25 protein-coding genes and 2 pseudogenes are annotated in these 25974 nt (G+C 70.1%); 11 read left to right on the top strand and 16 right to left on the bottom strand.

What is annotated here, in order from left to right; all coding sequences use genetic code 11:
• Nucleotides 1–14 precede the first annotated feature (14 nt).
• Nucleotides 15–2900, top strand: coding sequence for an aminomethyl-transferring glycine dehydrogenase (gcvP, locus tag AB0436_RS13280; protein ID WP_366467924.1), 2886 nt, complete (start codon nt 15–17; stop codon nt 2898–2900).
• A gap of 117 nt (nt 2901–3017) precedes the next feature.
• Here gcvP and AB0436_RS13275 read toward each other — a convergent pair whose 3' ends face one another.
• Both AB0436_RS13275 and AB0436_RS13270 read right to left on the bottom strand, forming a co-directional pair.
• Nucleotides 3018–3221: a DUF5999 family protein gene (locus tag AB0436_RS13275; protein ID WP_365859219.1), complete on the bottom strand. Its 204-nt coding sequence runs from the start codon at nt 3219–3221 to the stop codon at nt 3018–3020.
• 298 nt (nt 3222–3519) lie between these two features.
• Nucleotides 3520–4113 (bottom strand): hypothetical protein, encoded by a 594-nt coding sequence (locus AB0436_RS13270; RefSeq protein ID WP_366467923.1) that lies wholly within the window; start codon nt 4111–4113, stop codon nt 3520–3522.
• A gap of 507 nt (nt 4114–4620) precedes the next feature.
• On the opposite strand from AB0436_RS13270, the gene AB0436_RS13265 reads away from it, so the two are divergent.
• Nucleotides 4621–6141, top strand: coding sequence for a glutamate--cysteine ligase (locus AB0436_RS13265; RefSeq protein ID WP_366467922.1), 1521 nt, complete (start codon nt 4621–4623; stop codon nt 6139–6141).
• Between the two features lie 139 nt (nt 6142–6280).
• Entirely contained in the window at nt 6281–7081 is an 801-nt protein-coding gene (locus AB0436_RS13260; RefSeq protein ID WP_366467921.1) for a CPBP family intramembrane glutamic endopeptidase, read from the top strand.
• Nucleotides 7082–7155: 74 nt separating this feature from the next.
• Here the strand turns inward: AB0436_RS13260 and AB0436_RS13255 are convergent, their stop codons facing one another.
• Nucleotides 7156–7962, bottom strand: coding sequence for a PhzF family phenazine biosynthesis protein (locus AB0436_RS13255; protein ID WP_366467920.1), 807 nt, complete (start codon nt 7960–7962; stop codon nt 7156–7158).
• Nucleotides 7963–8112: 150 nt separating this feature from the next.
• On the opposite strand from AB0436_RS13255, the gene AB0436_RS13250 reads away from it, so the two are divergent.
• From AB0436_RS13250 to AB0436_RS13235, 4 genes are all read left to right on the top strand, one after another.
• A complete protein-coding gene (locus tag AB0436_RS13250) occupies nt 8113–8697 on the top strand; it encodes a PadR family transcriptional regulator (protein WP_366467919.1) in 585 nt (194 codons plus the stop codon).
• Nucleotides 8698–8912: 215 nt separating this feature from the next.
• Entirely contained in the window at nt 8913–9455 is a 543-nt protein-coding gene (locus tag AB0436_RS13245) for a Clp protease N-terminal domain-containing protein (RefSeq protein WP_366467970.1), read from the top strand.
• A gap of 32 nt (nt 9456–9487) precedes the next feature.
• Nucleotides 9488–10468 carry an EamA family transporter gene (locus AB0436_RS13240; protein ID WP_366467918.1) on the top strand — a complete coding sequence of 327 codons (981 nt, stop codon included), beginning with the start codon at nt 9488–9490 and terminating at the stop codon, nt 10466–10468.
• A gap of 163 nt (nt 10469–10631) precedes the next feature.
• Nucleotides 10632–11633, top strand: a complete 1002-nt coding sequence (locus tag AB0436_RS13235) for an EamA family transporter (protein ID WP_366467916.1) — start codon at nt 10632–10634, stop codon at nt 11631–11633.
• On the opposite strand, the gene AB0436_RS13230 is transcribed toward AB0436_RS13235, so the two are convergent.
• Together AB0436_RS13230 and AB0436_RS13225 are read right to left on the bottom strand one after the other, a co-directional pair.
• Nucleotides 11615–12268: an FMN-binding negative transcriptional regulator gene (locus AB0436_RS13230; RefSeq protein WP_366467915.1), complete on the bottom strand. Its 654-nt coding sequence runs from the start codon at nt 12266–12268 to the stop codon at nt 11615–11617. The genes AB0436_RS13235 and AB0436_RS13230 overlap by 19 nt on opposite strands.
• 21 nt (nt 12269–12289) lie before the next feature.
• On the bottom strand, nt 12290–12967 hold the full coding sequence (locus AB0436_RS13225) for a pyridoxamine 5'-phosphate oxidase family protein (protein WP_366467914.1): 678 nt from the start codon (nt 12965–12967) through the stop codon (nt 12290–12292).
• A gap of 35 nt (nt 12968–13002) precedes the next feature.
• Between AB0436_RS13225 and AB0436_RS13220 the strand changes: the two genes are divergently transcribed.
• On the top strand, nt 13003–14337 hold the full coding sequence (locus AB0436_RS13220; protein WP_366467913.1) for an aminotransferase class I/II-fold pyridoxal phosphate-dependent enzyme: 1335 nt from the start codon (nt 13003–13005) through the stop codon (nt 14335–14337).
• On the opposite strand, the gene AB0436_RS13215 is transcribed toward AB0436_RS13220, so the two are convergent.
• Nucleotides 14328–15290 carry a DMT family transporter gene (locus AB0436_RS13215; protein ID WP_366467912.1) on the bottom strand — a complete coding sequence of 321 codons (963 nt, stop codon included), beginning with the start codon at nt 15288–15290 and terminating at the stop codon, nt 14328–14330. The genes AB0436_RS13220 and AB0436_RS13215 overlap by 10 nt on opposite strands.
• 156 nt (nt 15291–15446) lie before the next feature.
• Between AB0436_RS13215 and AB0436_RS13210 the strand changes: the two genes are divergently transcribed.
• A complete protein-coding gene (locus AB0436_RS13210) occupies nt 15447–16373 on the top strand; it encodes a LysR family transcriptional regulator (protein ID WP_366467911.1) in 927 nt (308 codons plus the stop codon).
• Nucleotides 16374–16431: 58 nt separating this feature from the next.
• Here AB0436_RS13210 and AB0436_RS13205 read toward each other — a convergent pair whose 3' ends face one another.
• From AB0436_RS13205 to AB0436_RS13185, 5 genes and pseudogenes are all read right to left on the bottom strand, one after another.
• Nucleotides 16432–16887 (bottom strand): Rieske (2Fe-2S) protein, encoded by a 456-nt coding sequence (locus AB0436_RS13205; RefSeq protein WP_366467910.1) that lies wholly within the window; start codon nt 16885–16887, stop codon nt 16432–16434.
• Nucleotides 16888–16961: 74 nt separating this feature from the next.
• Nucleotides 16962–19022, bottom strand: a complete 2061-nt coding sequence (locus AB0436_RS13200) for a prolyl oligopeptidase family serine peptidase (protein ID WP_366467908.1) — start codon at nt 19020–19022, stop codon at nt 16962–16964.
• Nucleotides 19023–19142: 120 nt separating this feature from the next.
• A pseudogene (locus tag AB0436_RS13195) lies at nt 19143–19325 on the bottom strand (DUF2267 domain-containing protein); the annotation flags it as partial.
• Nucleotides 19326–19638: 313 nt separating this feature from the next.
• Nucleotides 19639–20268, bottom strand: coding sequence for an Asp23/Gls24 family envelope stress response protein (locus AB0436_RS13190; protein ID WP_366467907.1), 630 nt, complete (start codon nt 20266–20268; stop codon nt 19639–19641).
• Entirely contained in the window at nt 20265–20849 is a 585-nt protein-coding gene (locus tag AB0436_RS13185; protein WP_366467906.1) for a sigma-70 family RNA polymerase sigma factor, read from the bottom strand. Before AB0436_RS13185 ends, AB0436_RS13190 begins: the two co-directional genes overlap by 4 nt.
• Before the next feature lie 346 nt (nt 20850–21195).
• Between AB0436_RS13185 and AB0436_RS13180 the strand changes: the two genes are divergently transcribed.
• Nucleotides 21196–21381, top strand: coding sequence for a hypothetical protein (locus AB0436_RS13180; protein WP_366467905.1), 186 nt, complete (start codon nt 21196–21198; stop codon nt 21379–21381).
• Between the two features lie 151 nt (nt 21382–21532).
• Nucleotides 21533–21877: pseudogene (locus tag AB0436_RS13175) on the top strand (YhjD/YihY/BrkB family envelope integrity protein); the annotation flags it as partial.
• Here AB0436_RS13175 and AB0436_RS13170 read toward each other — a convergent pair.
• From AB0436_RS13170 to AB0436_RS13150, 5 genes are read right to left on the bottom strand one after another with little or no spacing between them, the layout of a single operon-like run.
• The gene (locus tag AB0436_RS13170) at nt 21813–23066 is read right to left on the bottom strand and encodes a PP2C family protein-serine/threonine phosphatase (RefSeq protein ID WP_366467904.1); all 1254 of its coding nucleotides are present in this window, start codon (nt 23064–23066) and stop codon (nt 21813–21815) included. The pseudogene AB0436_RS13175 and the gene AB0436_RS13170 sit on opposite strands and share 65 nt — an antisense overlap.
• Nucleotides 23059–24072: a SpoIIE family protein phosphatase gene (locus tag AB0436_RS13165; RefSeq protein ID WP_366467902.1), complete on the bottom strand. Its 1014-nt coding sequence runs from the start codon at nt 24070–24072 to the stop codon at nt 23059–23061. Before AB0436_RS13165 ends, AB0436_RS13170 begins: the two co-directional genes overlap by 8 nt.
• The gene (locus AB0436_RS13160; protein ID WP_366467969.1) at nt 24069–24503 is read right to left on the bottom strand and encodes an ATP-binding protein; all 435 of its coding nucleotides are present in this window, start codon (nt 24501–24503) and stop codon (nt 24069–24071) included. The genes AB0436_RS13165 and AB0436_RS13160 overlap by 4 nt, the downstream gene beginning before the upstream one ends.
• 13 nt (nt 24504–24516) lie before the next feature.
• Nucleotides 24517–24924: an STAS domain-containing protein gene (locus tag AB0436_RS13155; protein ID WP_366467901.1), complete on the bottom strand. Its 408-nt coding sequence runs from the start codon at nt 24922–24924 to the stop codon at nt 24517–24519.
• The gene (locus tag AB0436_RS13150) at nt 24921–25799 is read right to left on the bottom strand and encodes an STAS domain-containing protein (protein ID WP_366467900.1); all 879 of its coding nucleotides are present in this window, start codon (nt 25797–25799) and stop codon (nt 24921–24923) included. The genes AB0436_RS13155 and AB0436_RS13150 overlap by 4 nt, the downstream gene beginning before the upstream one ends.
• Between the last annotated feature and the right edge of the window lie 175 nt (nt 25800–25974).

Raw genomic sequence — 25974 nt, 5'->3', positions numbered from 1 at the left:
AGGAGGCCTCCCATATGACCGCCGACCGTACTCCGCTCTCCCGGCTGGAGCGTGGCATCCCCTTCGAGCAGCGCCACATCGGGCCCGACGCCGGCGCCCAGGCCAAGATGCTCGCCCATGTCGGTTACGGCTCGCTGGACGAGCTCACCTCCGCCGCGGTGCCCGAAGTGATCAGGAGCGCCGACGAGCTGCGGCTCCCCGAGGCCCGGACCGAGGCCGAGGTACTAGCGGAGCTTCGCTCCCTTGCCGACCGCAACCGGGTGATGGCCCCGATGATCGGGCTCGGCTACTACGGCACCTTCACGCCGCCGGTGATCCTCCGCAATGTCATGGAGAACCCGGCCTGGTACACCGCGTACACGCCCTACCAGCCGGAGATCTCGCAGGGCCGCCTCGAGGCGCTGCTCAACTTCCAGACCGTGGTCGCCGATCTCACCGGGCTGCCCACATCGGGCGCCTCGCTGCTCGACGAGGGCACCGCGGCCGCCGAGGCGATGTCACTCGCCCGCCGGGTCGGCAAGGTGAAGAACGGTGTCTTCCTGGTCCACGCCGACGCGCTGCCGCAGACGGTGGCGGTGATCGAGACCCGAGCCGAGCCGGCCGGTGTGGAGGTCGTGGTCGCCGATCTGAGCGACGGTATTCCGGCCGAGGTGGCCGAGCGCGGGGTGTTCGGCGTGCTGCTGCAGTACCCGGGCGCCTCCGGCCGCGTACAGAACATCCGGCCGGTCGTGGAGCAGGCGCACGAGCTAGGGGCGATCGTCACCGTGGCCGCCGATCTGCTCGCGCTGACGCTGCTCACCTCGCCCGGTGAAGTCGGCGCCGACATCGCGGTGGGCACCACCCAGCGCTTCGGCGTGCCGATGGGCTTCGGCGGCCCGCACGCCGGGTTCATGGCCGTACGCGAGAAGTTCGCCCGCAGCCTGCCCGGTCGGCTCGTGGGGGTTTCGGTGGACGCCGACGGCAACAAGGCGTACCGACTGGCCCTCCAGACGCGTGAGCAGCACATCCGCCGGGAGAAGGCCACCAGCAACATCTGCACCGCGCAGGTGCTGCTCGCGGTGATGGCGGGGATGTACGCGGTGTACCACGGGCCCGACGGCCTGCGGGACATCGCCCGCCGCACCCACCGCTACGCGGCGATCCTGGCCGGCGGACTGCGCGAGGCAGGCGTCGACGTGGTGCACGCCGAGTACTTCGACACGGTGAGCGTCCGGACCGGCGGAAAGGCCGACGAGGTGGTCGCCGCTGCCCGTGAGGGCGGGGTCAATCTGCGCCGGGTCGACGCCGACCGGGTGTCCATCTCCTGCGACGAGACCACCACCCGTGCCCAGCTCGCCGCCGTCTGGGCGGCGTTCGGTGCCGACTGCGACATCGAGGCACTCGACGGGGCCACGCCCGACGCGCTGCCGCAGGGGCTGCTGCGCCAGGACGCGGTACTCACCCACCCCGTCTTCCACCAGCACCGCTCCGAGACAGCGATGCTGCGCTACCTGCGCAAACTCGCCGACCGGGACTACGCGCTGGACCGGGGCATGATCCCGCTCGGCTCCTGCACCATGAAGCTCAACGCCACCACCGAGATGGAGCCGGTCACCTGGCCCGAATTCGGCGCGATCCACCCGTTCGCGCCGGTCGACCAGGCGCAGGGCTACCTGACGCTCATCCATGAGCTGGAGGAGCGTCTCGCCGAGGTCACCGGCTACGACAAGGTCTCGCTGCAGCCCAATGCCGGCTCGCAGGGTGAGCTCGCGGGCCTGCTGGCCGTGCGCGCGTACCACCGGGCGAACGGTGACACCGGGCGCACCGTCTGTCTCATCCCGTCCTCGGCGCACGGCACCAACGCCGCCAGCGCCGTGATGGCCGGAATGAAGGTCGTCGTGGTCAAGACCCGCGAGGACGGCGACGTCGACGTGGCGGACCTGCACGCCAAGATCGAGCAGCACGCCGACGAGCTGGCCGTCCTGATGGTCACCTACCCCTCGACGCACGGCGTCTTCGAGGAGCACATCACCGATATCTGCGCGGCGGTGCACGACGCGGGCGGCCAGGTCTACGTGGATGGGGCCAACCTCAACGCGCTGGTCGGACTCGCCAAGCCCGGCAGGTTCGGCTCGGACGTCTCGCACCTCAATCTGCACAAGACCTTCTGCATTCCGCACGGCGGCGGCGGCCCGGGCGTCGGCCCGGTCGGAGTCCGGGCTCACCTGGCTCCGTACCTGCCGAACCACCCGCTGCAGCCGTCCGCGGGCCCGCAGACCGGTATCGGGCCTATCTCGGCCGCGCCCTGGGGCTCTGCGGGCATCCTGCCGATCTCCTGGGCGTACGTACGTCTCATGGGTGGCGAGGGACTCAAGCGTGCGACGCAGGTGGCCGTGCTCGCGGCCAACTACATCGCCAAGCGACTGGAGCCGCACTACCCGGTGCTCTACACCGGACCGAACGGCCTGGTCGCCCACGAGTGCATCGTGGACCTGCGCCCCCTCTCCAAGGCGACAGGGGTGAGCGTGGACGACATCGCCAAGCGGCTCATCGATTACGGTTTCCACGCCCCGACGATGTCCTTCCCGGTGGCCGGCACGCTCATGATCGAGCCGACCGAGAGCGAGGACCTCACGGAGCTCGACCGGTTCTGCGACACGATGATCGCCATTCGCGGCGAGATCGAGAAGGTGGCTTCGGGGGAGTGGCCGGCGGACGACAACCCGCTCGCCCATGCCCCGCACACAGCCGCCGCACTGGGCGGTGACTGGACGCACCCGTACACCCGCGAGGAGGCGGTGTTCCCGGCCGGCGTGTCACCCGCCGACAAGTACTGGCCGCCGGTGCGCCGGATCGACGGCGCCTTCGGTGACCGCAACCTGGTCTGCTCCTGCCCGCCGCTGGACGCCTACGACAACTGACGCGCTCGCGGAAGGCGCACATGCAGGAGGGCCGGTTCGGGGGATGTCTCCCGGGCCGGCCCTTCGTCGTCGCGCCCGCCCGCGCGCAGTGCCGCGTCGGGAGCGCTGGGAGCGCCGCTAGGCTGCGGTCGCGAGTCCCGCACTCAGCGGGCGGTGCGGGGCGATGATCTGCCCGTCCGGAAGCAGTTCGCCGGTGTCCTCGAAGATGAGGACGCCGTTGCACAGCAGGCTCCAGCCCTGCTCCGGGTGGTGTGCCACGAGAATCGCGGCTTCCCGGTCGGCGGAGTCGGCTGACGGGCAGGATGGCTGGTGCTGGCACATGGATGTGTTCTTTCGCTGCGTTGTGGTGAGTGTCCTGCGGCTCGGTGTGGATGTCATGGCCGCCCCCGTATCAGTCGGTCCCAGTGTTGCCCCACGGGCGTCGATCCGCAGGGATTTCGCGGCAGCAGGTGCTTCATCATAAGGACGCGTCACCCGTGCGGACGGTTCAGTTCAACTGGGCCCGCACTTCGGGTGGTTCGGGGTGGCCCGTCCGGACTAGTCCGGACGGGCAAGAAAAGCCCCGTGACCCGGTGAGCGGTCACGGGGCGGACGGAGGCGGCAGGCGGTGGTCCGGAACTCAGGCAGGTGAGCCGAGCAGCGGTGGCTCCAGTCGCAGGGTCATCATGGGAAGCAGTTCGGAAACGCGGTGCGGGCGGTGAGCGGCGATCCCGGGGGGTGCGGGGGCCAGCGGTACCAGCAGATCGGACGGGGCCGGGGTGGATCCGGTGTCGGAGTCCTCCGGCCCCGTGTCGACGTGCAGCCACAACGTCAGCATGTACAGCTGGGGCACGGAGAGCAGCCTCGGCTGGTAATGCGCGGACATCGCATCGGCCTGCCGCAGGGCGTTCTCGGTGGCCGAGATGTACGGGCCCTCGAAGAAGTGCGAGAAGGTCCAGCCATCCGCGGTGAGTTTGGCGTCCGCGGCGGCCACGGCCCGGTCGTCGCCGCTGCGGATCAGGAATCGCCACCCGTTGAGCCGGGTACGTGGCGGCTCGCCGCTCGCGATGATCCGGTCCAGCACGTGAACCGGGAGAGCCGGTTCAGGGGTCAGCGGCCCCTGGGCGGCGCGCAGAGCAGGGGTGCGTGCCTCACGCACGGCGGTAGGTGAGTCAAGGGCCGCGAGGACACTGCGCAGGGCCGGCGCGGGAGCCGGAGGGATATAAAGCGGCATAATCGTGGGTCGCCTCTCGCTTCGGAGACACGGTGGTACTTGGGCGGTGCGGACGGCACTGTCAGCTTGCAGGGTCGGCGGGGGGCCGGGCGGCCGGGAGAACGTCGTGTTCTCGGGAGGCCGGGGCGTCAACTCGCTGCCTTGTTCGCGGAGTTTATACGACGCGCGTTCACACCGTGTTTCGACTGGACGACACGGATGTTGCAGGCAAGCCTGTATTCGGACTTTCTTTTGTGCGGGAAACTCCCGGTTCGGCTTGTGCGGAGGCCGGTGACCTCGACGACCCCGGTCCGAGCGGTCGGCCGAAACTGGTCGGCGCTTTCACCGGCTTCTCGGAGTCGGCAACCCTCGATGCTCATGCCGATTGAATGTGCCACACGAAACCTGGTGACTACTCTACTCGTCGCGGCCTCCACGCGTGGAGTTACGGATCAACGAGTCTGGGCATTATCGACGGTGACATGACCGGCGGTTGCCCTGGCCGCCCACTCGAGGAGGGACCCTTCGATGGGGGAGAAGGTCGAGGCAGGCGGAGTGGATCCGTCCGATCGGCAGCGGTACCGGAGAAAGCTCCAGGAGTGCCTTGCGGGTCTGCGGCGACTGCTGGACGAGGGAAGGTTCTCTCGTCCGAAGAATCTGATGGGCCTGGAGATCGAACTGAATCTCGCGGGCTCCGACGGTGCGCCGCGCATGATGAACGCGGAGGTGCTGGACCGGATCGCCAGCCGGGATTTCCAGACGGAACTCGGGATGTTCAATCTGGAAGTAAATATCCTTCCGCACCGGCTGGGAGGCCGGGTCTTCGATCAGCTGGCAGAGGAGCTCCGAACCGGTCTCGAGTACGCCCACCGAAAGGCGAACGAGGTCGACGCGGGGATCGTGATGATCGGTATTCTGCCGACGCTCGCCCAGCAGGATCTGGTCTCCGCCAACCTTTCCGATGTCGACCGCTACATGCTGCTCAATGATCAGATGCGCGCCGCCCGCGGGGAGGATTTCCTGCTCGATATCCAGGGCGTCGAGCGGCTCACGTGCACCTCGGCCTCCATCGCGCCCGAGGCCGCCTGCACCTCCGTTCAGCTGCACCTCCAGGTCACCCCGGCGCGGTTCGCCGATGTGTGGAACGCGGCTCAGGCCATCGCCGCGGTGCAGGTGGCGGTCGGGGCCAACTCGCCCTTTCTCTTCGGCAAGGAGCTGTGGCGGGAGTCCAGGCCACCGCTCTTCCTGCAGGCCACGGATGTCCGCCCGCCCGAGTTCAAGGCCCAGGGAGTACGCCCGCGCACGTGGTTCGGGGAGCGCTGGATCGACTCGGTCCATGACCTCTTCGAGGAGAACCTCCGCTACTTCCCACCGCTGCTGCCGATGTGCGACGACGAGGAGCCGCTGCGGTTGCTGGACGACGGAGGAGTGCCGCGACTGCCCGAGCTCGTCCTGCACAACGGCACCGTCTACCGTTGGAACCGCCCGGTCTACGACGTCACCGACGGCGTGCCCCATCTGCGAGTGGAGAATCGGGTCCTGCCCGCCGGGCCCACGGTGACCGATGTGATCGCCAACGCCGCCTTCTACTACGGCCTGGTCCGCGCGCTCGCCGACGAGCCCCGCCCGGTGTGGAAGCGGCTGCCCTTCGAGGCCGCGGCGGAGAACTTCGACGCCGCCTGCAGGTACGGCATCGAAGCCGAACTCGCATGGCCCCGCCAGGGCCGTGCCGCAGGTGTGGCGCGGGTGCCTGCCGTACAGCTCGTCCGGGAGGAGCTGCTTCCCCTGGCCGCGTCAGGGCTGGACGCCTGGGGCGTCGAGCCGGCGGACCGCGACCGCTGTCTCGGGGTCATCGAGGAACGGTGCAGACGCCGGGCGAACGGCGCTTCCTGGCAGGTGAACACCTACCACCGGGCGCGCGATGCCGGGCTGGAACGCGAGGCCGCCCTGGCCGCCACCACGCGCCGCTACATCGAACTGATGCGGGAGGGGGAACCCGTGCACTCCTGGCCGGTGGGATTCCCCGCACCGTCGCCCGCTCAGCGCTGACCCGTCGGCGGCACGCCGTGCAGGCATCGGGCAAGCTTGTTCTCCCGGGCGGTGACCTTCTCTGCCTCGAAGCCTGAGACCCTGGCAGCACAGTGGCGGGGACGAGGCATGACGGGCCGATGGCCAACAGGAGGCAGGCGTGCAGGCGGATGCGGGGCGAGTGGCTGATTCTCTTCCCACCGGGGAGGTCCCGCAGCGGTTCCTGCGGTCCGAGGCGGTACTGGTGCTCGCCCTCTCGCTCGGCGCCAGTGGTGTGTCGGCACTGATCAGCTTTGTCGGTGCGGTGACCAAACCGGGCGGCCTCAAGCATCAGGCCGCCACCCTCGTCGGGTCGTACGCGCCGGGCCGGCCGTGGCTGGATCTCGCCTGGCAGCTCTTCGGCATCGCGACGGCACTGGTGCCGGTCGCTCTGGTGGTGCATCTGCTGCTGCGCGAGGGCTCGGGTCTGCGGGCGATCGGGTTCGACCTGACACGGCGGTGGCCGGACCTCGGGCGGGGGGCATTGATCGCGGCCGGTATCGGCAGCGCGGGGCTCGCGTTCTATCTGGCGGCCAGAGCATCGGGGTTCAACCTGACCGTGGTGCCGGAGTCGCTGCCCGACGTGTGGTGGCGGATCCCGGTGCTGATCCTCTCCGCGGTGCAGAACGCCGTACTCGAGGAGGTGATCGTCGTCGGGTACCTGTTGCGCAGACTGGGGCAGTTCGGCTGGACGCCGATGGCGGCACTGCTCGCGAGCGCGGTGCTGCGCGGCTCGTACCACCTCTACCAGGGGGTCGGCGGTTTCCTCGGCAACCTGGTCATGGGCGTGGTGTTCGTCCTGCTCTACCGCCGGTGGGGCCGGATCGGTCCGCTGGTCGTGGCCCACTCGCTGCTCGACATAGGGGCCTTCGTCGGGTACGTGCTGCTGGCCGGGAAGGTGGGCTGGCTCCCCACCGCGTGAGCGGTGCGCCAGCTCCCCGGGGTGCGGTACCGGCGTACCCCGGGGGCCGTAGGACATGGGGCCCCGGCCGGCCGTCAGACGTGCAACTCGCCGTCGATGACGGTGACCGCGGAGCCGGTGAGCAGAGTGCGCTCGCCGCGCAGCGCGGTCCTGACGACGCCGGAGCGGGCCGAGGCCTGCAGACCGATGAGGTCGTCACGGCCAAGCCGAGCCGACCAGAAGGGGGCAAGCGCCGTGTGGGCGCTGCCGGTCACCGGGTCCTCGTCGATGCCGACACCCGGGAAGAAGCAGCGCGACACGTAGTCGTAGCCGCATCCGGGATCCGCCGCGGCGGTCACGATGACACCGCGCCGGGAGTGCGCGGTCAGCGCGGCGAAGTCCGGCGACAGCGCACGCACCGTCTCCTCGTCCGCGACCTCGACCAGCAGATCGCCGACGTGGGGCCCTGTGTCACGCACGGCGAGGATCTTCGCGCCGAGCGCCGCGGGCAGACCGTCGGGGACCATCTCGGAGGTGAGCGGCGAGGTCGGGAAGTCGAGAGTGATGGTGCCGTTCTCCTGTGCGGTGGCTGCCAGGACGCCGCAGCGCGCCGCGAAGCGCACGGTGCCGCTGGTCGCCCCCGTGGTGTTCAGGACGTGGGCGGTGGCCAATGTGGCGTGGCCGCACATGTCGACCTCGGTGGCCGGGGTGAACCAGCGCAGGGCCCAGTCGGCTGCTCCGCCGGCGGCGAGCGGGTGGGCGAAGGCCGTTTCGGAGAGGTTGACCTCCGTTGCCACGTTCTGCAGCCATGCGTCGTCGGGGAAGGAGTCGAGCAGCAGGACCCCGGCCGGATTTCCGGCGAAGGGACGGTCGGTGAAGGCGTCAACGATTCGAATCCGCATGTCATGACCGTAGGCGCGGCGGAAAGCCGCGGGCCACGGCCAATCGGCTGGAGTTGGACCCGTCTGTCCGCACAGGGTGTTGTCAAAAGAAACATAGCGATATATCGTTGACGCATCGCGACAGATCAACGATGGAAGGAAGTGAGAGCGATGCGTTCCCATGGACATGGAAACGACGGTCCCGGCCATCGCGGTCGGGGCGACTTCGAGGGACGGCGTGGCGCCTTCGGCCCGTTCGGACCGCCGTTCGGCGGACCCTTCGGGGGGCGCGGCGGCCGGGGCGGTCCCAGGGGGAGGGCGCGCCGCGGAGACGTCCGCGCCTCGATCCTGGCGCTGCTCAAGGACCGGCCCATGCACGGGTACGAGATGATTCAGGAGATCGGAGAGCGCAGCGGAGGGGCGTGGCGACCGAGCCCGGGCTCGGTCTATCCGACGCTGCAACTGCTCGAGGACGAAGGTCTGATCACCAGCGCGAGCGAAGGCGGCAAGAAACTGTTCACGCTCACCGGATCCGGGCGCACGGCGGCCGACGAGGGGCCGGAAGCCCCCTGGGAAGCGGCCGGGCGCGGAGGCGACTGGGACACCATCAACGAGATCCGGCAGGAGGGCTTCGGTGTGATGGAAGCATTCGGCCAGGTCTGGCGGACCGGTACCCCGGAGCAGCGGCAGAAGGCGATCGCCCTGATCGGCGAGACCAAGAAGAAGCTCTATCTGATCCTGGCCGACGAGGCCTGATCATCCGCACCGGCCACCGGTGTGACAGCGGCGCCGTACGGAAACCCGTGCGGCGCCGCCCCATGTGGGCCCCTGTCGGGGTGGAGCCCGTCATCTCATCCGTAAGGAGGACGGACGGGTGACACCTGCCCACCTTCTGCCGGACACCCGAATGCTCCCCGCCGGGGATGTTCCCGCTACGAACGGCTGATGGGGTGGGACCCGTGCACAACCCCATGCGGCCGGACGGTGGTGCCGCCGCGCCCCGCCCCGGAATCGAAACCCGGCTCTCCGTGCGACTGGCGACGGTCGTCGCAGGCGCACGCCGGCGTGCGCTGCGCGACGGCGACCGACAGATCGACACCGCACATCTGCTCCACTCGGTGATCGAGACGGACCCCGACGCACGGACCGCCTTCACCGGGGGAGCGCAGGTGGCCAAGGTGCTGGGCTACCTCGTGCAGCGCAGCATCGGTTACGGACTGCGCTGGCAGAGCTCCGTCGAGCAGTCCGGAGCGGTCCCCGTGGTGGCGGACCCCGGTGCGGCGGGGTGGTCTCCCGCTGCCGTCGCCGCGATGGACACCGCGCTGGCTCGGGCAGACGCGCGTGGTGAGGGGCAGGCGAGCGGGCCCGACCTGCTCGCCGCGCTCGCGCAGGACGGAGACTGTCGCGCCGCCGAGGTGCTGAAGCGTGCGGGCATCGACCTGGACGTGTTGTCGCGACGACTCGACGAGGACGGCTGTCGGGGGGACGGCTCTCAACAGGTGCATCAGGGGTGACGGTGCTGTCCGGCAGCTGACATGATGGCCCGATGCAGGTGTCTCAGGGGAAGAGCGTCGGCCTGGGACTTGCCCTGGTGTCGGCCTTCGCGTTCGGTGGATCAGGTGTCGCGGCCAAGCCGCTGATCGAGGCCGGGCTCGACCCGCTGCATGTGGTGTGGCTGCGGGTGACCGGGGCCGCGCTGGCCATGCTGCCGGTCGCCTGGCGGCACCGCGACCTCGTGCGGCGCAGGCCCGCTCTGCTGGTCGGATTCGGGCTCCTCGCGGTGGCCGGGGTTCAGGCGTGTTACTTCGCCGCACTCTCCCGTATTCCGGTGGGTGTCGCTCTGCTGGTGGAATACCTGGCGCCTGCTCTCGTCCTCGGCTGGGTCCGGTTCGTCCAGCGCAGGCCGGTGACCCGCGCGGCAGCCGTCGGCGTATTGCTCGCCGTGGGAGGCCTCGCCTGTGTGGTCGAGGTGTGGTCGGGACTGAGTTTCGACGTCGTCGGGCTGCTGCTCGCGCTGGGCGCCGCCTGTTGCCAGGTCGGCTACTTCGTCCTGTCCGACCAGGGCGGCGACGGCGCGGACGCCGCCGATCCGCTGGGCGTCATCGCCTACGGACTCCTCGTCGGCACGGCCGTCCTGACCGCCGTAGCCCGTCCCTGGCGGATGGACTGGTCGCTGCTGGCGGGCCGTACGGACATGAACGGCACCCAGGTGCCCGGTTGGCTGCTGCTCGGCTGGATCGTCCTCATCGCCACGGTCGTCGCCTATGTCTTCGGGGTGGTCTCGGTGCGCAAGCTCTCCCCGCAGGTGGCCGGGGTGGTCGCCTGCCTCGAGGCGGTCATCGCCACCGTGTTCGCCTGGGTCCTGCTCGGCGAACACCTCTCGGCCCCGCAGATCGCCGGGGGAGCCGTGGTACTGCTCGGCGCGTTCATCGCGCAGTCCTCGGCGCCGAAGCCCCCATCGGGCCCGGTGGCCGGCGGCGTCGGCGGGGAGCCGGCCGAGTTGTCCGTCGGCCGGACCGCGCCCTAAGGTGTCCCCTATGCATTCGACCGTACTGCCGCCTCCCGTCGACTAGCGCGGGCGGCCGCATCCACTGACGAAGACCGGGCTCGGGGTGTCCTCGAGCGGTTCGTCGCTGCCCGCGCGCGGAGCTCAGCGACCACCATCCCCGCACTTCCACGTGGAGAAGTACATGAATGCTCCGACGCCCGCGCACCGCGTCACGTACGCGTCGAACGCCGGTGCCGGCCCGTCCGTCGGGCGAAGCCTCACCTACCTGATCATCGCCGGCGCCGCCTGGGGCACGGCCGGGGCAGCCGCTTCGCTGCTCTACCGGGCCAGCGACCTCGGCCCGATGGCCCTCACCTTCTGGCGCTGCGCCGGCGGCCTGGTCCTGCTGCTCGCCGTGCGGGCGACTCGCCGGCCGCGCGCCGTGTCCCGTCCGCGGACGCGACCTGCAGGACCGGGCGGTCGCACGGCGCTGCGGATCGCGGTCGTGGGGCTCGCGTTCACGGTCTTCCAAGCCGCTTACTTCGCAGCGGTGCAGGACACCGGTCTGGCGGTGGGCACTGTCGTGACCCTCGGCGCCGGGCCCGTGCTCATCGCCGTCGGAGCCCGGCCGGTCCTCGGGGAGCGGCTGGGGGCCGCCGGGATCGCCGCCGTCGCCGGGGCGCTCGGCGGACTCGTGGTGCTGGTGCTCGGCAGCGGTGGCGGCACGGTGCGCCCCGCCGGCGTCGGCTGGGCGCTGCTCTCAGCGGTCGGATACGCCGTCATGACGCTGCTGACGCGGCGGTTCGGCCGGGCCGGCGGCGGTGACGCCCTGGCGACGACGGCCTGGTCGTTCGGTGTGGGTACCGTCTGTCTGTTGCCGTTCGCCCTCGCCGAAGGCCTGCTCCCGCACACCGTCGAACTCGCCAGGGTGATCGGTCTGCTGGCCTATGTGGCCGTGGTGCCCAGCGCCCTCGCCTACGGCCTGTACTTCGCGGGCGCCGCGGTGGTCAGGTCCGCCACGGTTTCCGTGATCATGCTGCTGGAACCGGTCAGCGCGGCCGTCATCGCGGTCACGGTGCTGGGCGAGCGGCTCACCATGGCTGTCGTGCTGGGCACCCTGTGTCTGCTCACCGCGGTCGTCGGCCTGGCGTACGGGGAGGCGCGCGCGGCCGCCCTCGCGCGCCGTCAGCCGGTGCCGGCCTGACCGGAAGGAGACCGGCGTCGCAGGTGGTGGGCGTGCGCGGCTTCGTCGCGCGCGCCGCCCCGACCGGCCAGGCCGGCCGCTGTCCGGTCCTGCACATCGGCCGGTTTGTGGCTGCCGTACTTGAACTTCGCCCGCACCTCGGTCACTTCGAGGCGCAGCCCGCGGATCCCGGACAGCATCCGCCCGTACGGCTGCCGGCCGACCGCGGCGGCCGCCGAACCGCCCTCCGGCTGGAAGTGCGACACCTGTCGGTTGAGCAGTTCCGCCTTCTGCTCGGGAGCGTCGATGAGGTGGGCGGTGCAGTGCAGTTGGACGGCCGCGTAGAAGCTCGTCGGCACGCCGTGTTCGGACGGTGTGCCCATCGGCGCCTGCCAGGGCCCGGGGACGTGGACGTAGTCGTCGACGACACTCAGCAGAACCCGCGGGTTCGCCTCGATGGCCGGCCAGACGGGGTTGGGCCGGGCGAGGTGGGTGAGGACGTCACCGCGTTCCGCGTCGTACACGAAGTGCAGCGGCTGGCTGTAAGGGGCCTGGCCGGGCAGTCCGTTGACCACCAGTTGGCCGAAGTCGTGGACGGCGAGCCACTGCTGCCACTCGGCGTCGTTCTGCGCGGCGTCCCACGGATGGATCAGCATGGTATGCGCTCAGAGCCCCCCTCAGAGTCCGGCGAGGTAGTCCGGCAGCGCGATGGCCGGATCAAGGTCGTCCGCAGCGACCGGCGCGCCGTATCCGCGCACCAGCGGGACGATGCCTGTCCAGTGCGGCAGTGCGGCGTCCTCGGGCTCGTCGTTCGGGCCGCCGGTGCGGACCTTCGCCGAGACCTCGTCCAGGTCGAGGCGGAGCACGGCGGTCGCCGCCAGTTCCTTCTCGTTGGCGGGCCGGGAGTCGGAGGAACGGCCGGGCACGACATGGTCGACGAGTGCGTCGAGCGCCATGCTCCGTTCGGCCGGCTCGGTGACCTGTCGAGCCGTGCCGTGGACCACCACGGAGCGGTAGTTGATCGAGTGGTGGAAGGCGGAACGGGCGAGCACCAGACCGTCGACGTGGGTGACGGTCAGGCAGACGGCGAGGCCGGGATCCTGCTCGCCTGCCATCCGCAGCGGACGTGAACCCGTCGAGCCGTGGACGTACAGGCGTTCACCGACCCGTCCGTACAGCGTCGGCAGTACGACCGGGGCGCCGTCCCTGACGAAGCCGAGATGGCAGACGTACCCCTCGTCGAGTATCGAGTGCACCAGCTTGCGGTCGTAGGCCGCGCGTGCACGTGAGCGGGTCGGCACGGTGCGCACGGTGGGTTCGTAGGGTGCGGTCTCCGGCATTCCCGTATCAGGCATTGCGCTCTCCATTGCACTAGTGCATAGTGTTCTTTGTGCTAGGAGAATATGGGATCGAAGGGCGCCGTGCAACGGACATCGCCGCGAGCGTGGAGCGCGCGATCGGCTCCGGCACGCTGGAGCCCGGTGAACTGCTGCCTCCCTTGCGGGAGTTGGCGAAGGATCTCGGTGTCAATCCGAACACCGTGGCCGCCGCCTACCGGACGCTGCGCGACCGCGGCGTGATCGAGACTGCGGGGCGCAGAGGCAGCCGGGTGCGGCCCCGGCCCGCGAGTACCGCGCGCGAGGCCATCCGGCGCGATGTTCCGGCCGGCGTCCGGGACGTCGCGTCGGGTAATCCTGATCCGGCGCTGCTGCCGAAGCTCGGCCCCGCCTTCGCCGCAGCGGGGGCGAGCTACGACGAGCGGCCCCTGCTGTACGGCGAGGAGACCGTCGATCCGCAGCTGGCGCTGTCCGCCCGGGCGTCCCTCGACGCCGCCGGGGTGCCGGCCGGCCCTGTCGCCGTGCTGTCGGGCTCACTCGACGGCATCGAGCGCGTGCTCGCCGCGCACCTGAGACCGGGCGACGCCGTCGCGGTGGAGGATCCGGGCTGGGGCTCACTGCTCGACCTGATCCCCGCCCTGGGGCTGCGCGCGGTGCCCGTCGCGCTCGACGACGAGGGGCCACTGCCGGAAGCGGTGGAGCGGGCGCTCCAGGACGGGGCCCGCGCGCTGATCATCACAGTCCGCGCGCAGAATCCGACGGGCGCCGCGGTGAGCGCGTGCCGTGCACAGGCTCTGCGCGAGGTGCTGCGGGCGCGTCCCGATGTGCTGCTCATCGAGGACGACCACGGCCACGGCATCGTCGACCTCCCGCCGCACCCGCTGGCCGTGGTCGCCGGCCACTGGGCCTTCGTCCGGTCCACGTCCAAGGCGTACGGTCCCGATCTGCGGCTCGCGGTGCTGACCGGGGACGCGACCACCGTAGACCGGGTACGGGGCCGCCAGCGGCTCGGCCCCGGATGGGTGAGCAGAGTGACCCAGCGGGCCGTGGTCCACCTCTGGTCCTCGGAAGGGCCGGAACCGGCCGGTGTCGGCCGGTCATACGGGCGGCGCAGGGACGCACTGGTACGGGCGCTGTGCGAGCGGGGCATCGAGGCCCACGGCCGCACCGGGATGAATGTCTGGGTGCCGGTGCCCGACGAGACCGGCGCGGTCTCCCGGCTGCTGCACGCCGGGTGGGCCGTCGCCCCCGGCGCGCGCTTCCGGACGGCCTCGCCCCCCGGTATCCGCGTCACCGTGTCGGCCCTGGCCCCGGACGACATCGTCCCGGCCGCCGATGCGATCGCATCGGCGGTGGCGCCGCCCGTGCCGGGCAGACGCTACGACTGACCCGCGGCGTCCCGCTGCCGGGACCTCCTCGGCCGGCTCTGGGTGAGCGCCGCACCGGCGAGTACGACGACCGCGCCGACCGGAGTGTTCCAGCTGAGGTGCTCGTTCAGCAGAGCCACACCCGCGGCAGTGGCGATCACCGGAATGAAGTAGGTGACCATCTGCGCGGTCGTCGGGCCGACCTCGGTCACCAGGCCGTACTGCAGCAGCACGGCAAGGCCGGTCCCCAGGGCGCCCAGAGCGGCCACCGCGAGCAGCGGCAGAACCGGGAACGAGGTGGGCATGCTGGTGAACAGCGGAGTGATCAGGGCGAGTTCGAGGGTAGCGACGAAGAGCTGCGAGCCGATGATGGAGACATTGGAGTGCCCGGTCCCGGCCAGCGTGCGGCGTACGTAGATCCAGCCGACCGGATAGCAGAGCGACGCGAGCAGGGCCATCGCCGTGCCTCGGAAGTCGAGTCCCGAGAAGCCCTGCCAGACCCCGAGGACGGTCAGCACACCGAGGAATCCGATACCCAGTCCCGCGACACGGCGCCGGGTGGGCCGGTCCTCGGAGAGCGCGACGAGGGACAGGGCCATGCCCCACAGCGGTGAGGTGGCGTTGCAGATCCCGGCGAGTGTCGAGGGGATGGTCTGCTCCGCGTAGGCGAAGAGCGAGAACGGCGCCGCGTTGAGCAACAGCGCCGCCACCGTCAGATGCCCCCAGGTCCGTACCCCGCGAGGCAGGCGCTCCCGCTTGACGGCGATCGCCCCCGCGAGCACGGCGGTGCCGAAGAACAGCCGCCCGAAGGTGACCTGGAACGGTGCGTAGCCGTCGGTGCCGACCTTGATCAGCAGGAAACTGAAGCCCCAGATGAGCGAGAGCACCACGAAACGAGTGCGCCAGTTGAGCGCGCGTCGGAGCGTGGGGGTGGCGTCCGGCGGGGAAGCCGGCTCCGACCCGGTCGTGGGCATCCGGGGAGTCGTGGGGATCGTAGCCGGGGGGTTCGTAGAAAGACGTACGGGCGGCGTGGCGGGCGAGGGCGTGGTGCTCATGCGGACCACTGTGCGACGATCGCACCTCGTAGCACAAGCGAGATTTCGTGGAGCGGTTCGCTTAGTATTGCTTACATGTTGAACTTGGAGCGTCTGCGCACCCTCGATGCGGTAGCCCGGCACGGCTCGGTGAGCGGAGCCGCCGACGGTCTGCATGTGACCACATCTGCCGTCTCCCAGCAACTGGCCAAGCTGGAACGGGAGGCCGGTCAGCCGTTGCTCGCCAAGAACGGCCGCGGGGTGCGGCTCACCGACGCGGGGCGGCTGCTCGCCGAACACGCCGCGCGGATCCTCTCCCAGGTAGCGGTCGCCCAGGCCGATCTGGAGGCCCAGCGCGGACGGGTCGTCGGGGATCTGCGGATCTCCGCCTTCCCCACCGCGGCCCGCGGCCTCTTTCCCGTCGCACTCGCCGCACTCCGCGTCGGCCATCCACAACTCGCTGTCTGCTCTCAGGAGTTGGAGGGCGAGGACGGAGTCCGTGGCGTGGTGCGCGGCGATCTCGACCTTGCCGTCGTGCTCGACTGGTACAACAAGCCCTTGCCGATGCCCGAGGGGATGGCGAAGCGGGCGCTGCTCGACGACATCGCCGACATCGCGGTTCCGGCCGATCACCGGCTTGCCGGCTCCGCCGAGGTGGATCTGGAGGAATTCGCTCAGGATGAATGGATCACCTGGCCGGAGGGCGAGTTCTGCCGGGAATGGCTGATGTTCACCTTGGGCGGCAAGGGCTTCGAGCCCCGGATCTCACATGTGGCGGGTGAACACCACACCCAGATGGCGCTGATCGCCGCAGGCCTCGGAGTCGGGGTGGCCCCCAGGTTGGGGCGAGGTCCGGTGCCCGACGGAGTCCGGGTGGTCCCCGTCCGGGACGCGCTGCGGCGCCACGTCTACGCGATCTGGCGCGCCGACGCGGACCGCAGGCCGTCGATCAGGGCCGCGGTGGATGCCCTGCTGACGGCCGGCGCCGGAGTCACCGATCAGCCGGGCGTCCGGGACGGCTGACCGGCTGACCGGCTGACCGAGGGAGCACCGACCCGGGCCGGGCCGGCCGTACGGCGGCTCAGGCGAGCGTGATCGAGTCCCCGGTGACCTTGATCGCCACGGCCGGCAGCGGCTCCGTGGCCGGGGAGTGCTTCACGCTGCCGTCCGCCACGGCGAACTGACTGCCGTGGCAGGGGCAGTGGATCGTGCCGTTCGCGATCGACGTCACGGCGCAGCCCTGGTGCGTGCACTTGGACGAGAACGCCTTGAACTGGCCCGCCGTCGGCTGGGTGACGACAACGCCCCGGTCCGCGAAGATTTTTCCGCCGCCCTCCGGAATGTCCGAGGTCTTCGCGAGAGCGGCGCCGCTGCCGGCCGCGGCGCCGCCGCCACCGGCCGGCTTCACCGCCTCGGAGGCACCCGCCTGGTCCGAACCTCCGCACGCGGTGAGCACGGCGGCGATCCCGGTCGCACCCACCGCCGCCACCACGGTCCTGCGGTCGAAAGCGTGCGAGGGTTCCTGTGCTGCGGTCATGCCGGTTTCCCTTCAACAGCCGGCCGTCGGACGGGCCGGTTCCCGAAGGGGTACGGGAAGCGGCGGCGGCTTGTTCACATGTTCAATGACTTTTTGAGGAAATCGAGTTCCAGGAGCAGCAGGTTGTCCGCCATGCCCTCCCGGGCGGCGACCGTGTGCCCCGCCCCGGACAGCGGCAGCACGGCGTGCGGCCGGCCGGCGGCGAGCAGCGCCGCGGAGAGCTGCAGGGTGTGTGCCGGGGCCACATTGTCATCCGCCAGTCCGTGCACCAGCATCAGCGGCCGGCTGAGCCGATGGGCATGCGGTAGCAGCGAGGAACGTTCGTACCCCTCGGGCTGGACGTCCGGGTGGCCGAGGAAGCGTTCCTCCCAGTACGTGTCGTACAGCCGTCGGTCGGTGGGCGGGGCTCCGGCCACCGCCGCATGGAAGACGTCCGGCCGGTGCAGGACGGCGCCCGCAGCCAGGTAGCCGCCGAACGACCACCCCCGGACAGCCACTCGCCCGAGATCAAGGTCGTACCGCTCGGCGGCCGCGTGCAGTGCGTCGATCTGGTCCTCCAGGACAGGGCCCAGCCGGTCGCCGATGATCGCTTGCTGCCAGGCGACACCCCGCCCCGGCGTGCCGCGGCCGTCGGTGACCAGCACGGCAAAGCCCTGTTCGGCGAACCACTGGCACACGGCGGTGTACCACCTCCGGGCCCGGGTGACGACCTGCATCCCGGGTCCGGCGTACGGACTGAGCAGTACGGGCAGCGGACCGCTTCCCGGTGTCTGCGACGGGGTGTACCAGGACGGCAGATGGAGCCGGGAACGCAGCGCGCGCTCGCCGAGTACGAGATGTACCGGGGCGGCGGCGACCACCGGTTCCTCGGCGAGAACCCCGATCCGACCGGCCGGCTCGCCGTCCCGCCGCACCGTCACCGTCCGGCCGTCCGCCGTGCTGCTGTCGATGACGACGGTGCCACCGCCGGCGGCAGCGGTGTGCACGCCGGGCTCATCGGTCAGCCTGACGAAGCCGCTCTCCCGGTCGTACGACCAGACATGAGTCTCCGTCGGCTCCTCACTGGCGGTGAAGAAGACCCGCTCACCGACCGCGCCCAGTACTTCGCGGATGTGGAGTCCGTCCGGGCTGACGGTGTCGCCGACCCGTATACCCCGGGTGTCCGCCCGGACCGAGGGGACGACCGCAACCCCGGCGTCCGTGTGCAGCGGTATGCCCGGCTGGAACTCTACCCACGCCGGATCGGTCAGCCGGTACGACGGCTCCACCTCACCGGTGGCCGGGTCGACGGCCAGCAACCAGGCCGTGCGCTGATCGCGGGTGTGCAGGGTGACGACGGGGTCTGCGCGCTGCCAGTCCGCGGCCACCAGGTACTCGAAGGCCGGAGCGTGCCAGGTCCCCGGCGCTGCCTGCTCCGGCTGCGCGCTGCCCGGGAGGCGTATCGGAGTGCGCTCTCCGTCGATGGTGACGATGAGCAGCGACGTCTCCGCGTTCGGGGTTCCGGCGGCCGGATAGGGGAACGACCGGGGTGGCAGACCGGGGTTGGCCGGGTCCGTGATGTACCGCCGTCGCACCATCGAGGTGTCTACCCGGGCGACGAGCAGCGCATCGCTGTCCGGAGACCACCAGAAGCCGCCCGATCTGCCGATGGAGGCGCTCGCCGCGTAATCGGGCAGACCGTAGGTGACCGCCGGGTCCTCCTCGGCGGCGAGCAGCCGGTCGCCCGTCCCGTCGGCCCGCACCACACGCAGGGCGCCATCAGTCACGTAGGCGATCATCGCCCCGTCCGGGGAGAGCCGCGGCGCGGTCACCGGGCCGGCCGCCGGGATCCGCCGCGGCGGCTCGCCGCCGTCGGTTGTCACGGTCCACAGCGCGCCGTCCATGGCGTAGACGGCCAGCCGCGCGGCCCGGTCGGTCGCGTAGCCGTGCACCCCCGCTGAGGAGGGCGGCGGGTCGACGAGCAACCGCTCCTGACCGTTCTCGAGCAGCCAGAGCAGCTCGCGTGGTTCGGTACCGGAAGCGGAGCGTACGAACAGCACCCGCTCACCGTCGGGTGAGACGGTGAACTGCTGGGGGACGCCGAGAGCGAAGCGACGGGTTCTGGCGAACTGGCGGGGAAAATCAGTGAGGCCCATCGGTCTCCATGGGTTTCGTCGTGGCGGCCCCTGAGGCGAGCAGATCAAGGCACCCTACGGCTACGGCCTGTACGAGCCCCAGTACACCGGACGGTTGGCGGTGACACCTCGCTCGCGGAGTCAGGCCGGCTTCGGGCGTCCGAACAGCAGGTCGTAACCGGCAGGGAGCTGAAGCAGGATCCGGTTCATCAGGTCTTCGCCGACGGTGTCGGCCACCACGCTGAGCACGGCGCTGACATCCCAGGCAGCGGTCTGGTCGGTGGCTCCGTCGATCCATGCGGCTGTGGCCCGGATGAACCGCTCGAAGCGGCCTGCCGCCCGTCTGAAGGGCGCATCACACGATGCCGGTGACCGTGAGGGTGATGTACGTGGCTTCCGCCGGAGCCATCGCCGTGAGGCAGGCATCGATGGCGCTCCGGATGGCCCGGGTGACGTCGAGGGATCGGGCTTCGGCACGTGTGACGATCTGTACGTCGATCTTCCACAGCCCACGGTCGCCGGGCCGGCTGTGGCAGCGCCGAGCGCAGCCGCTGGGCCACGCAGGGTTTGAAGAAGGCGACGCCCGGTACCTCCAGCACCGCCGTGGCCGGTGCCTCGGTCGGAACAGCCTGCTGGGTCAACGGTCGGCCCCCTTCCCGGTGCTGTCGCCCGGCGTCTCGACCAGGTCGCTGATGTGGACGTCGATACCGGCGATGTCCATGCTGAGGCGCTGATCGGCGGCCTGTTGCACAGCGCGGCGGACCCGGTCGGCCAGCTCCCGCAGATCGGGGGCTGACAGCGGTGCGTAGATGCCGAGACGGACGGTGACCCGACCGGTGGCGGCAGTTACGTCCGGCGTGATCCGGCAGGAGCCTGCACGGACGCCCGGTACCTGTTCGGCGGCGGCACGCAGGGTGCGGGCCGCGACCGACTCCATGATCCACATGTTGTCGCCCGGCTCGCCCAGGGGCAGTGGACGTCCTGGCCGCAGTTCGAGACGCACGACGCCCATGACGCGCTGCACCAGCGCAGCAGCGTCGAAGCCGGAGGACCTGTCGGCGTCGTCGCGCAGCTGCCGGACGGTGGTCTGCAGTTCCTCCAGGTCCCGCCTCGCCTCACCGCAGTGGAGGCAGGTGCGTTGGTGGGTGTCGGTGGCCCCGTCTTCCCAGGCGCTCCACACCTGCGACAGCAGCCGTCCGCAGGGGAGCTCTTCGTCGTCGGAGTCATCGGGCGGGGGGGAGCCGGGCGGGTAGATGCGGGTGGTCATCGCCAGTCCCCCAGTTCGTCGGTCAGGTATCGTCGGGCGCGGAAGACGCGGGCGCGGACGGCTTGCTGGGTGATACCGACCGTGTCCGCGATGAATGCGTAGGACTGGCCGTCCAATTCTCTCAGCACCCAGCAGGTGCGCTGCTCGGCCGACAGCCCCGACAGAGCCTGGTGCACGTCGCGCACCGCGGCGCGGGCTTCGGCGATCCGGTCGGGGGCGACGGTGTGTTCGGGCGCGGCCATCTCGTTGACTGCCTCCAGGGGTACTTGGGGTGGGCGGGCGCGCAGGGTGTTCAGGGATCGGTTCGTGACGATGCGGTACATCCAGGTGCCGAAGGAGGCCTGACCGCGGAACTCGGGCAGTCTGCGCCAGGCGCTGATGAACGCGTCCTGCACGGCGTCCTCCGCCTCGGATCTGCTGCCGAGCAGCCGAGTGGCCAGCCGGACCAGCGCCGGGGCGTGACGGCGTACCAGGACGGCGAAGGATTCCTCGTCCCCCTCCGCCGCTCGTACCGTCAGCAGCGCGTCGTCGAGACCGGCCTGCGTATCCGGCGGCCTGATCGGTGTGCGGTCCGCCGACACGGGGTGGCTCCTCTCGTTGGTCCTACTCGTTGGACGGCACAGCCGGTGTTCTGTGACGCGGCATTGCTCCAAGGAGGAGGCGGCCGGCAGAACAATTTCCGGGAAGGTGAGTAACAACCGTCGCCGGGTGGTGTCTATCCAAGTGACAGCAGCTCGCGGCGTCGGCTGATGACGGCGCTCGACGGAGGGATCTTGCCATGACCACGCAGCAGAACACGCCGGTGGCGGCGAACGCGTCGAGCCGGCAACATCACCGTCAACGACGTCCACCTGCCCGAGGACGACGACGGTACGCCGGGCGAAACCCGTGTCGCGTAGGGCCACACCGCGCGGAGGTGGATGAACAATGAGCAGAGCACTCATGGGAATGATCGCAGGGATGGCGTTGGCCTTCGCCGGCTACTTCGGCGGCTTCGGTGCCTTCCTGCTCGTCGCGGCCCTGGGCGGCGTGGGTTACGCGGCAGGCGCTTGGCTGGAGGGCGGCGGTCAGGTGCAAGACCTGCGGGAGATGTTCGTACGGAGCCGCCGATGACCCGGAAGCAGTCCTCGATGTGCTCACCACCGTGACCGCGGAAGCCGAACGGGCCGTCGCCCCGTACCACCTGGAGGCGCGCGTACGACTCAGCCACAACTCACACCACTCACACCACATCCAGCACGTGCACTGACTCCCCCCAGGCCCAGCCGCATTTCTCCGGAGCCTGGCACGCTGGCCGGTACTGCTGTGTCTCGTGGCCGTGCTGGTCGTGGTCGTCTTCCATACCGGTCCCGCACTCGCACGTCGCCGCGACCACAGCCTGCCCGGCGGCGACCTGGCCGCTGTCCTGTGGCTGACCGTATCCGCCGGCTTCGCCCGGTACACCGCACTCCTGGGCACCTACAGCCGTTTGTACGGATCACTGGCCGGCGTCGTGGTCTCCCTGATCTGGCTGTGGCTGTCCAACCTCGCCCTGCTGGCAGGCCCTATCGATCACGGTGAGCTGCTGGGAGATCACTCCGGCTTCGGCGGTCTTCCACGCGGGCGGTGAGGGCCAGGGTGTCGTCGGGGTGGAGTATGACGGTGAGCATGTCGTCGGCGATAGCGCCGGGGATTTCCGCTATCGGCTTGTCGAGATGTCGCCTGGCGGAGGTACGGAGCCGGGCTTCGCCTTCCAGCGGGTCTCTGCGGCTTTCGGTGAGACCGTCGGTGTAGAGGAGGAGCAGGTCGCCCGGGTTCAGGCGGGCGTGGTGCAGTCCGTCGCTGCCGGGCAGGGGGTAACCGATGCCCCGGCCGCGTGCTTCGAGGTACTCGCAGGTGTGGTCGGTGCGTACGAGCAGGGCCGGCGGATGGCTTCCGTTGGCCAGGTGCAGGTCGCCTGTCGAGGGGTTGATCCGTGCGAGGAGCACCGTGGCCATGAGCTCGCGGTCCAGAGGCATGAGGATCTCGTTGGTGCGGGCGACGATCGATTGCAGCGGATGGCCCTCCAGGGCGAGTGTGCGTACGGCGTGGGTGACGTTGAGGGCGCTGCGGGTGCTGGTGATGCCGTGTCCGAGGGCGTCCACGACGGTGATGTGGACCGTGCCGTCGGGCATCGCGAACCAGTCGTAGAGGTCTCCGCCGGTGGGTGCGCCGGTGTCGGCGGGTTCGTAGTGCACGGCGAGTTCCAGGCCGTCGACCTTGATCGGCTGCGGACGCAGGGCGTCTTCGAGTTCTTGCAGGATCCGGCCGTGGGCTTTGCGGATTTGTTCGTCGCGTTCCTCGAGTTGGACGTACAGGGCGAGGACCCCGCTGTTGGTTTCGGCGAGTTCGTGTTTGAGGCGTCGGTGTTCGGCCTCGAACGAATCCGCACGGGCGAGGGCGGCTCGTAGCTCTTCTTCCATGGCGTCCGCTTCCGTCATGGCTGCGCCGGGCGGTTGCGCCGGGTCAGTCAGGGGGATGTGCCAGGCGGCGGTGTCCTGGGACACGGCCTGTGCGGGCAGCGGCAGGTCCGGGAGCAGGAGGGGGGCGGAGGACTCGGAGCAGTGCAGGGTCACGGCGAGGGAGATCGTCGCTTCTTGCGGGCCGTTTTCGTAGCAGGTGCTGAGGGTGACGGCGCGCCCTGCCTCCATGTGTTGGCCGGCGAGAAGGCTGACGGACAGCACCAGGCGTGCCCTGAGCTCGGCGGGCAGCCGGTGTGCGGCGGCGAGTTGTCGCACCGTGCGGCGCAGCGGCGGCAGCTCCTGGTAGGTGTCAGGCATCAAGCTTTCCCGGGGCTTTGGCGACGAGGACGCCGGCGTCGTCGCGGGTTCGCCGGTAGCTGTGTGCGAGGGACAGGGCCTGCAGGCTGGGCGGAAGACCCAGCAGGAAGCGGGAGGGTGAGTGCGTCCAGCGCTCATCGATGCCGTCGGAATGCAGCACGGTCGTGGCACCCGGTTCCAGGGTGATTCTGTGGGTCCGGGGGGCCGGCATGTTCAGGCCGACGACGCCGGGCTGGCCGGTGAGGCGGTGGTGGGCGGTGTGGTGGGAGAGAACTGAGGCGCGGATGTTGCCGATGCCGCAGAACTCGGCCTGCTCGGGCCGTAGCCGCAGGGCGCCGACGGCCGCGCCACGTGTGTGGCGCAGAGCGCGGTGCATGGTGGTGAGGATTTCCGCCAGCGGGTGGTCGGGCGCCCGGTGAAAGACGCGTAGGGCTGTTTGTGCGGCCTCGGCTGCCCGGGGGCCGTGTCCGAGTCCGTCGACGACGATGACGGTGCGGGCGCCCCCGGTGTCGGCGGCGGCGCAGGCATCACCGCAGTCTTGTTCGGTTTCGACGGGCAGGCACATGGAGCCGATGTCCTGGCCCGGGTGTGGGGTGCCGGGTGTGGTGAGTCGGGCGCACGCCCGGGTGCCGGTGTCGAGTTGGGTGCGGATGGTGAAATCCGTCGCGATGCGGCCGACTGCTCCCAGTCCCGCTCCCAGTGTGGCCGTGGTGGTGTAGCCGTCCGTGAGTGCCCTGCGCAGATCGGGCATGCCGGGGCCGTGGTCGGCAGCGAGGATCTCCAGGCCGCCGCCGAACAGCATCGGCTGGAGGTAAAGACTGCCGCCGCTGGCGTGTTTGTCGAGATTGCTGGCCAGTTCGGAAGCCAGAACCGCGGCCTGCTCCGGCATGGCCCCGGGCATCGCGCACTGCTGAGCGAGGGTGCGAGCTGCCGCAGCCGCGAGGTGAACGGCGCTGCGGTGATCGATCCGGATCTGGACCGTCGACACCGTGGACGTCGGTGTCACGGAGCCGTCCATCGCGTGGCGGTCACCGTGGTGCCCTCGCCCGGTGTGCTGCGGATGTCGAACTCGTGCATGAGACGGCGTGCACCTCCCAGGCCGTGACCGAGTCCTGCTCCCGTCGTGTAACCGTCGGTGAGGGCGCTCTCGACGTCCGCGATACCGGGTCCGTCATCGCTGATGGTCAGCCGCAGTCCGCGGCCGCGGGAGCCCTGAAGGTGCTCGACGGTGAGGGTGCCGCCACCACCGTGGATGTAGGCGTTGCGGGCCAGCTCGCTGGCAGCGGTGACCACGCGGGTCTGATCCACGATGCCGAAGCCGACGGCGAGGGTGGCAGCGCGGACAGCATGGCGGGTCGTCAGCAGATCCTCTTCCGTGCGTACCGGGAAAGTGGACGGCTCGCACCGGTCGCTCTCGCCGGGCCGGCGAGTCGCCAGGGTGCTTGTGTTTTCAGCGGAGAGCGGCACGGGGCGCCCCTTCGGGGAGCTGTAGATTCTGCTTCCATCCCAGGGAGGCCATGCCCTGTTCGGCGTTGAGGGCGGTTTCCACCCCGGCCAGTTGCAGGCCCAGCTCGACCAGGGTGATCGCTACCGGAGGCCGCATGCCCGCCACGATGACGCGTGCGCCCAGCAGCCGTGCCATGGTCGTCAGCTCCATCAGCATGCGGGCGACGAAGGAGTCGATGAGCTCGAGCCGGGAGATGTCGATGAGGACGCCCTGGGCTTCGTCTGCGGCAATGCGTTCGGTCAGTTCGTCCGCGAAAGCCGTGGCCGCTTTGTCGTCGAGTTCGTTGAGAAGCCCGGTCACCAGCACGCTCCCCAGTCGCAGGATCGGCACACCTGCCATCGGGGTGCTCATCGGGGCACCGCGGCTTCGCTCTGCGGTGAGCCGTTCCCGGTGATTTTGATCGCCTCGGACAGGGCGTCGGCGAGGGTGGCCCTGGTGATGATGGTGGACAGGTCGATCCCGAGCTGTGCGATGGTCATAGCGATGGGGGGCCGGAGGCCGCTGATGACGCAGTCCGCGCCCATGAGGCGCACCGCGTTGACGGTCTGCATCAGATGCTGAGCAACAGCCGTATCCACCGTGGGGACGGCCGTGATGTCGATGATGGCGACGAGCGCCTCGTGGTCCTGGATCGCCTGCAGTAGATTCTCCATGATCACTTGTGTGCGGGTGGTGTCCAGGGTCCCGATCAGCGGGACTGCGAGGACGTGATGCCACAAGCGCACGACGGGGGTGGAGAGTTCGAGCAACTGTCGGCTCTGACGGCGGATGATCTCTTCCCGCCCTTCGACGTACGTCTCGAACGACAGCGCGCCCGCGGCATCCAGAAGGCGGTTGACCAGCAGAGCGATCGCGTAGAGTTCCGTGCTCCTCTCCACCGATTCCTGCACGGACTCCAGCAGCGCCTCTTTGAGCGCCAGGACTGCCAGTGACGTGGCCGTGGGGGAGGCACCACCACGGGCCCGGCGCAGCGAGAACTCCGTCACCGCCTGGTTCAACTCGGGGTGTGCGGTGACGACACGATCCACGGGCAGCGTGCTGTCCAGGCTGGAAGCCAGGGCGGCCACCAACGCGTCCGCTTCTTCCCGCAGTTCCGCCTCACTGACGCTCTCGCCCATCTCGCTCTGCTGCAACTGCAGCTGAACCCAGCGGTCGGCAACCGTGTCACCCAGGTCATGCAACGCGCTGCTGACACGCTGCCGTATCACGGTCTCGCTGATACCCACTCGGATGCCCTTCACTTACGAGGCCCTGGCCGCGGGCCCGATCCACCGGGACCGGACGTGCTGGAACAGCTACCGCTGAGCCCGGAAAATTGTTGTCGTTCGGCAAATGTTAGCGAGTGTTGTCAACCCCGCGAAGTCGGGCTCAGCCTCCGAGCCCCGCGAGGCTCGCCCGCCG

It is taken from the genome of Streptomyces sp. NPDC051322 (genome assembly GCF_040689485.1).
Classification (GTDB): Bacteria; Actinomycetota; Actinomycetes; order Streptomycetales; family Streptomycetaceae; genus Streptomyces.
The sequence above is the reverse complement of the archived record's forward strand: the minus strand, read 5'-3'. Positions and strand labels throughout refer to the sequence as shown.

Bases quoted from the DNA above. Each gene is read 5' to 3' on its own strand.
- gcvP (WP_366467924.1), top strand. From the start codon at position 15: ATGACCGCCGACCGTACTCCGCTCTCCCGGCTGGAGCGTGGCATCCCC.
- AB0436_RS13275 (WP_365859219.1), bottom strand. From the start codon at position 3,221: ATGTGCCAGCACCAGCCATCCTGCCCGTCAGCCGACTCCGCCGACCGG.
- AB0436_RS13270 (WP_366467923.1), bottom strand. From the start codon at position 4,113: ATGCCGCTTTATATCCCTCCGGCTCCCGCGCCGGCCCTGCGCAGTGTC.
- AB0436_RS13265 (WP_366467922.1), top strand. From the start codon at position 4,621: ATGGGGGAGAAGGTCGAGGCAGGCGGAGTGGATCCGTCCGATCGGCAG.
- AB0436_RS13255 (WP_366467920.1), bottom strand. From the start codon at position 7,962: ATGCGGATTCGAATCGTTGACGCCTTCACCGACCGTCCCTTCGCCGGA.
- AB0436_RS13250 (WP_366467919.1), top strand. From the start codon at position 8,113: ATGCGTTCCCATGGACATGGAAACGACGGTCCCGGCCATCGCGGTCGG.
- AB0436_RS13245 (WP_366467970.1), top strand. From the start codon at position 8,913: ATGCGGCCGGACGGTGGTGCCGCCGCGCCCCGCCCCGGAATCGAAACC.
- AB0436_RS13240 (WP_366467918.1), top strand. From the start codon at position 9,488: ATGCAGGTGTCTCAGGGGAAGAGCGTCGGCCTGGGACTTGCCCTGGTG.
- AB0436_RS13235 (WP_366467916.1), top strand. From the start codon at position 10,632: ATGAATGCTCCGACGCCCGCGCACCGCGTCACGTACGCGTCGAACGCC.
- AB0436_RS13230 (WP_366467915.1), bottom strand. From the start codon at position 12,268: ATGCTGATCCATCCGTGGGACGCCGCGCAGAACGACGCCGAGTGGCAG.
- AB0436_RS13225 (WP_366467914.1), bottom strand. From the start codon at position 12,967: ATGCCTGATACGGGAATGCCGGAGACCGCACCCTACGAACCCACCGTG.
- AB0436_RS13215 (WP_366467912.1), bottom strand. From the start codon at position 15,290: ATGCCCACGACCGGGTCGGAGCCGGCTTCCCCGCCGGACGCCACCCCC.
- AB0436_RS13210 (WP_366467911.1), top strand. From the start codon at position 15,447: ATGTTGAACTTGGAGCGTCTGCGCACCCTCGATGCGGTAGCCCGGCAC.
- AB0436_RS13205 (WP_366467910.1), bottom strand. From the start codon at position 16,887: ATGACCGCAGCACAGGAACCCTCGCACGCTTTCGACCGCAGGACCGTG.
- AB0436_RS13200 (WP_366467908.1), bottom strand. From the start codon at position 19,022: ATGGGCCTCACTGATTTTCCCCGCCAGTTCGCCAGAACCCGTCGCTTC.
- AB0436_RS13190 (WP_366467907.1), bottom strand. From the start codon at position 20,268: ATGACCACCCGCATCTACCCGCCCGGCTCCCCCCCGCCCGATGACTCC.
- AB0436_RS13180 (WP_366467905.1), top strand. From the start codon at position 21,196: ATGAGCAGAGCACTCATGGGAATGATCGCAGGGATGGCGTTGGCCTTC.
- AB0436_RS13170 (WP_366467904.1), bottom strand. From the start codon at position 23,066: ATGCCTGACACCTACCAGGAGCTGCCGCCGCTGCGCCGCACGGTGCGA.
- AB0436_RS13155 (WP_366467901.1), bottom strand. From the start codon at position 24,924: ATGAGCACCCCGATGGCAGGTGTGCCGATCCTGCGACTGGGGAGCGTG.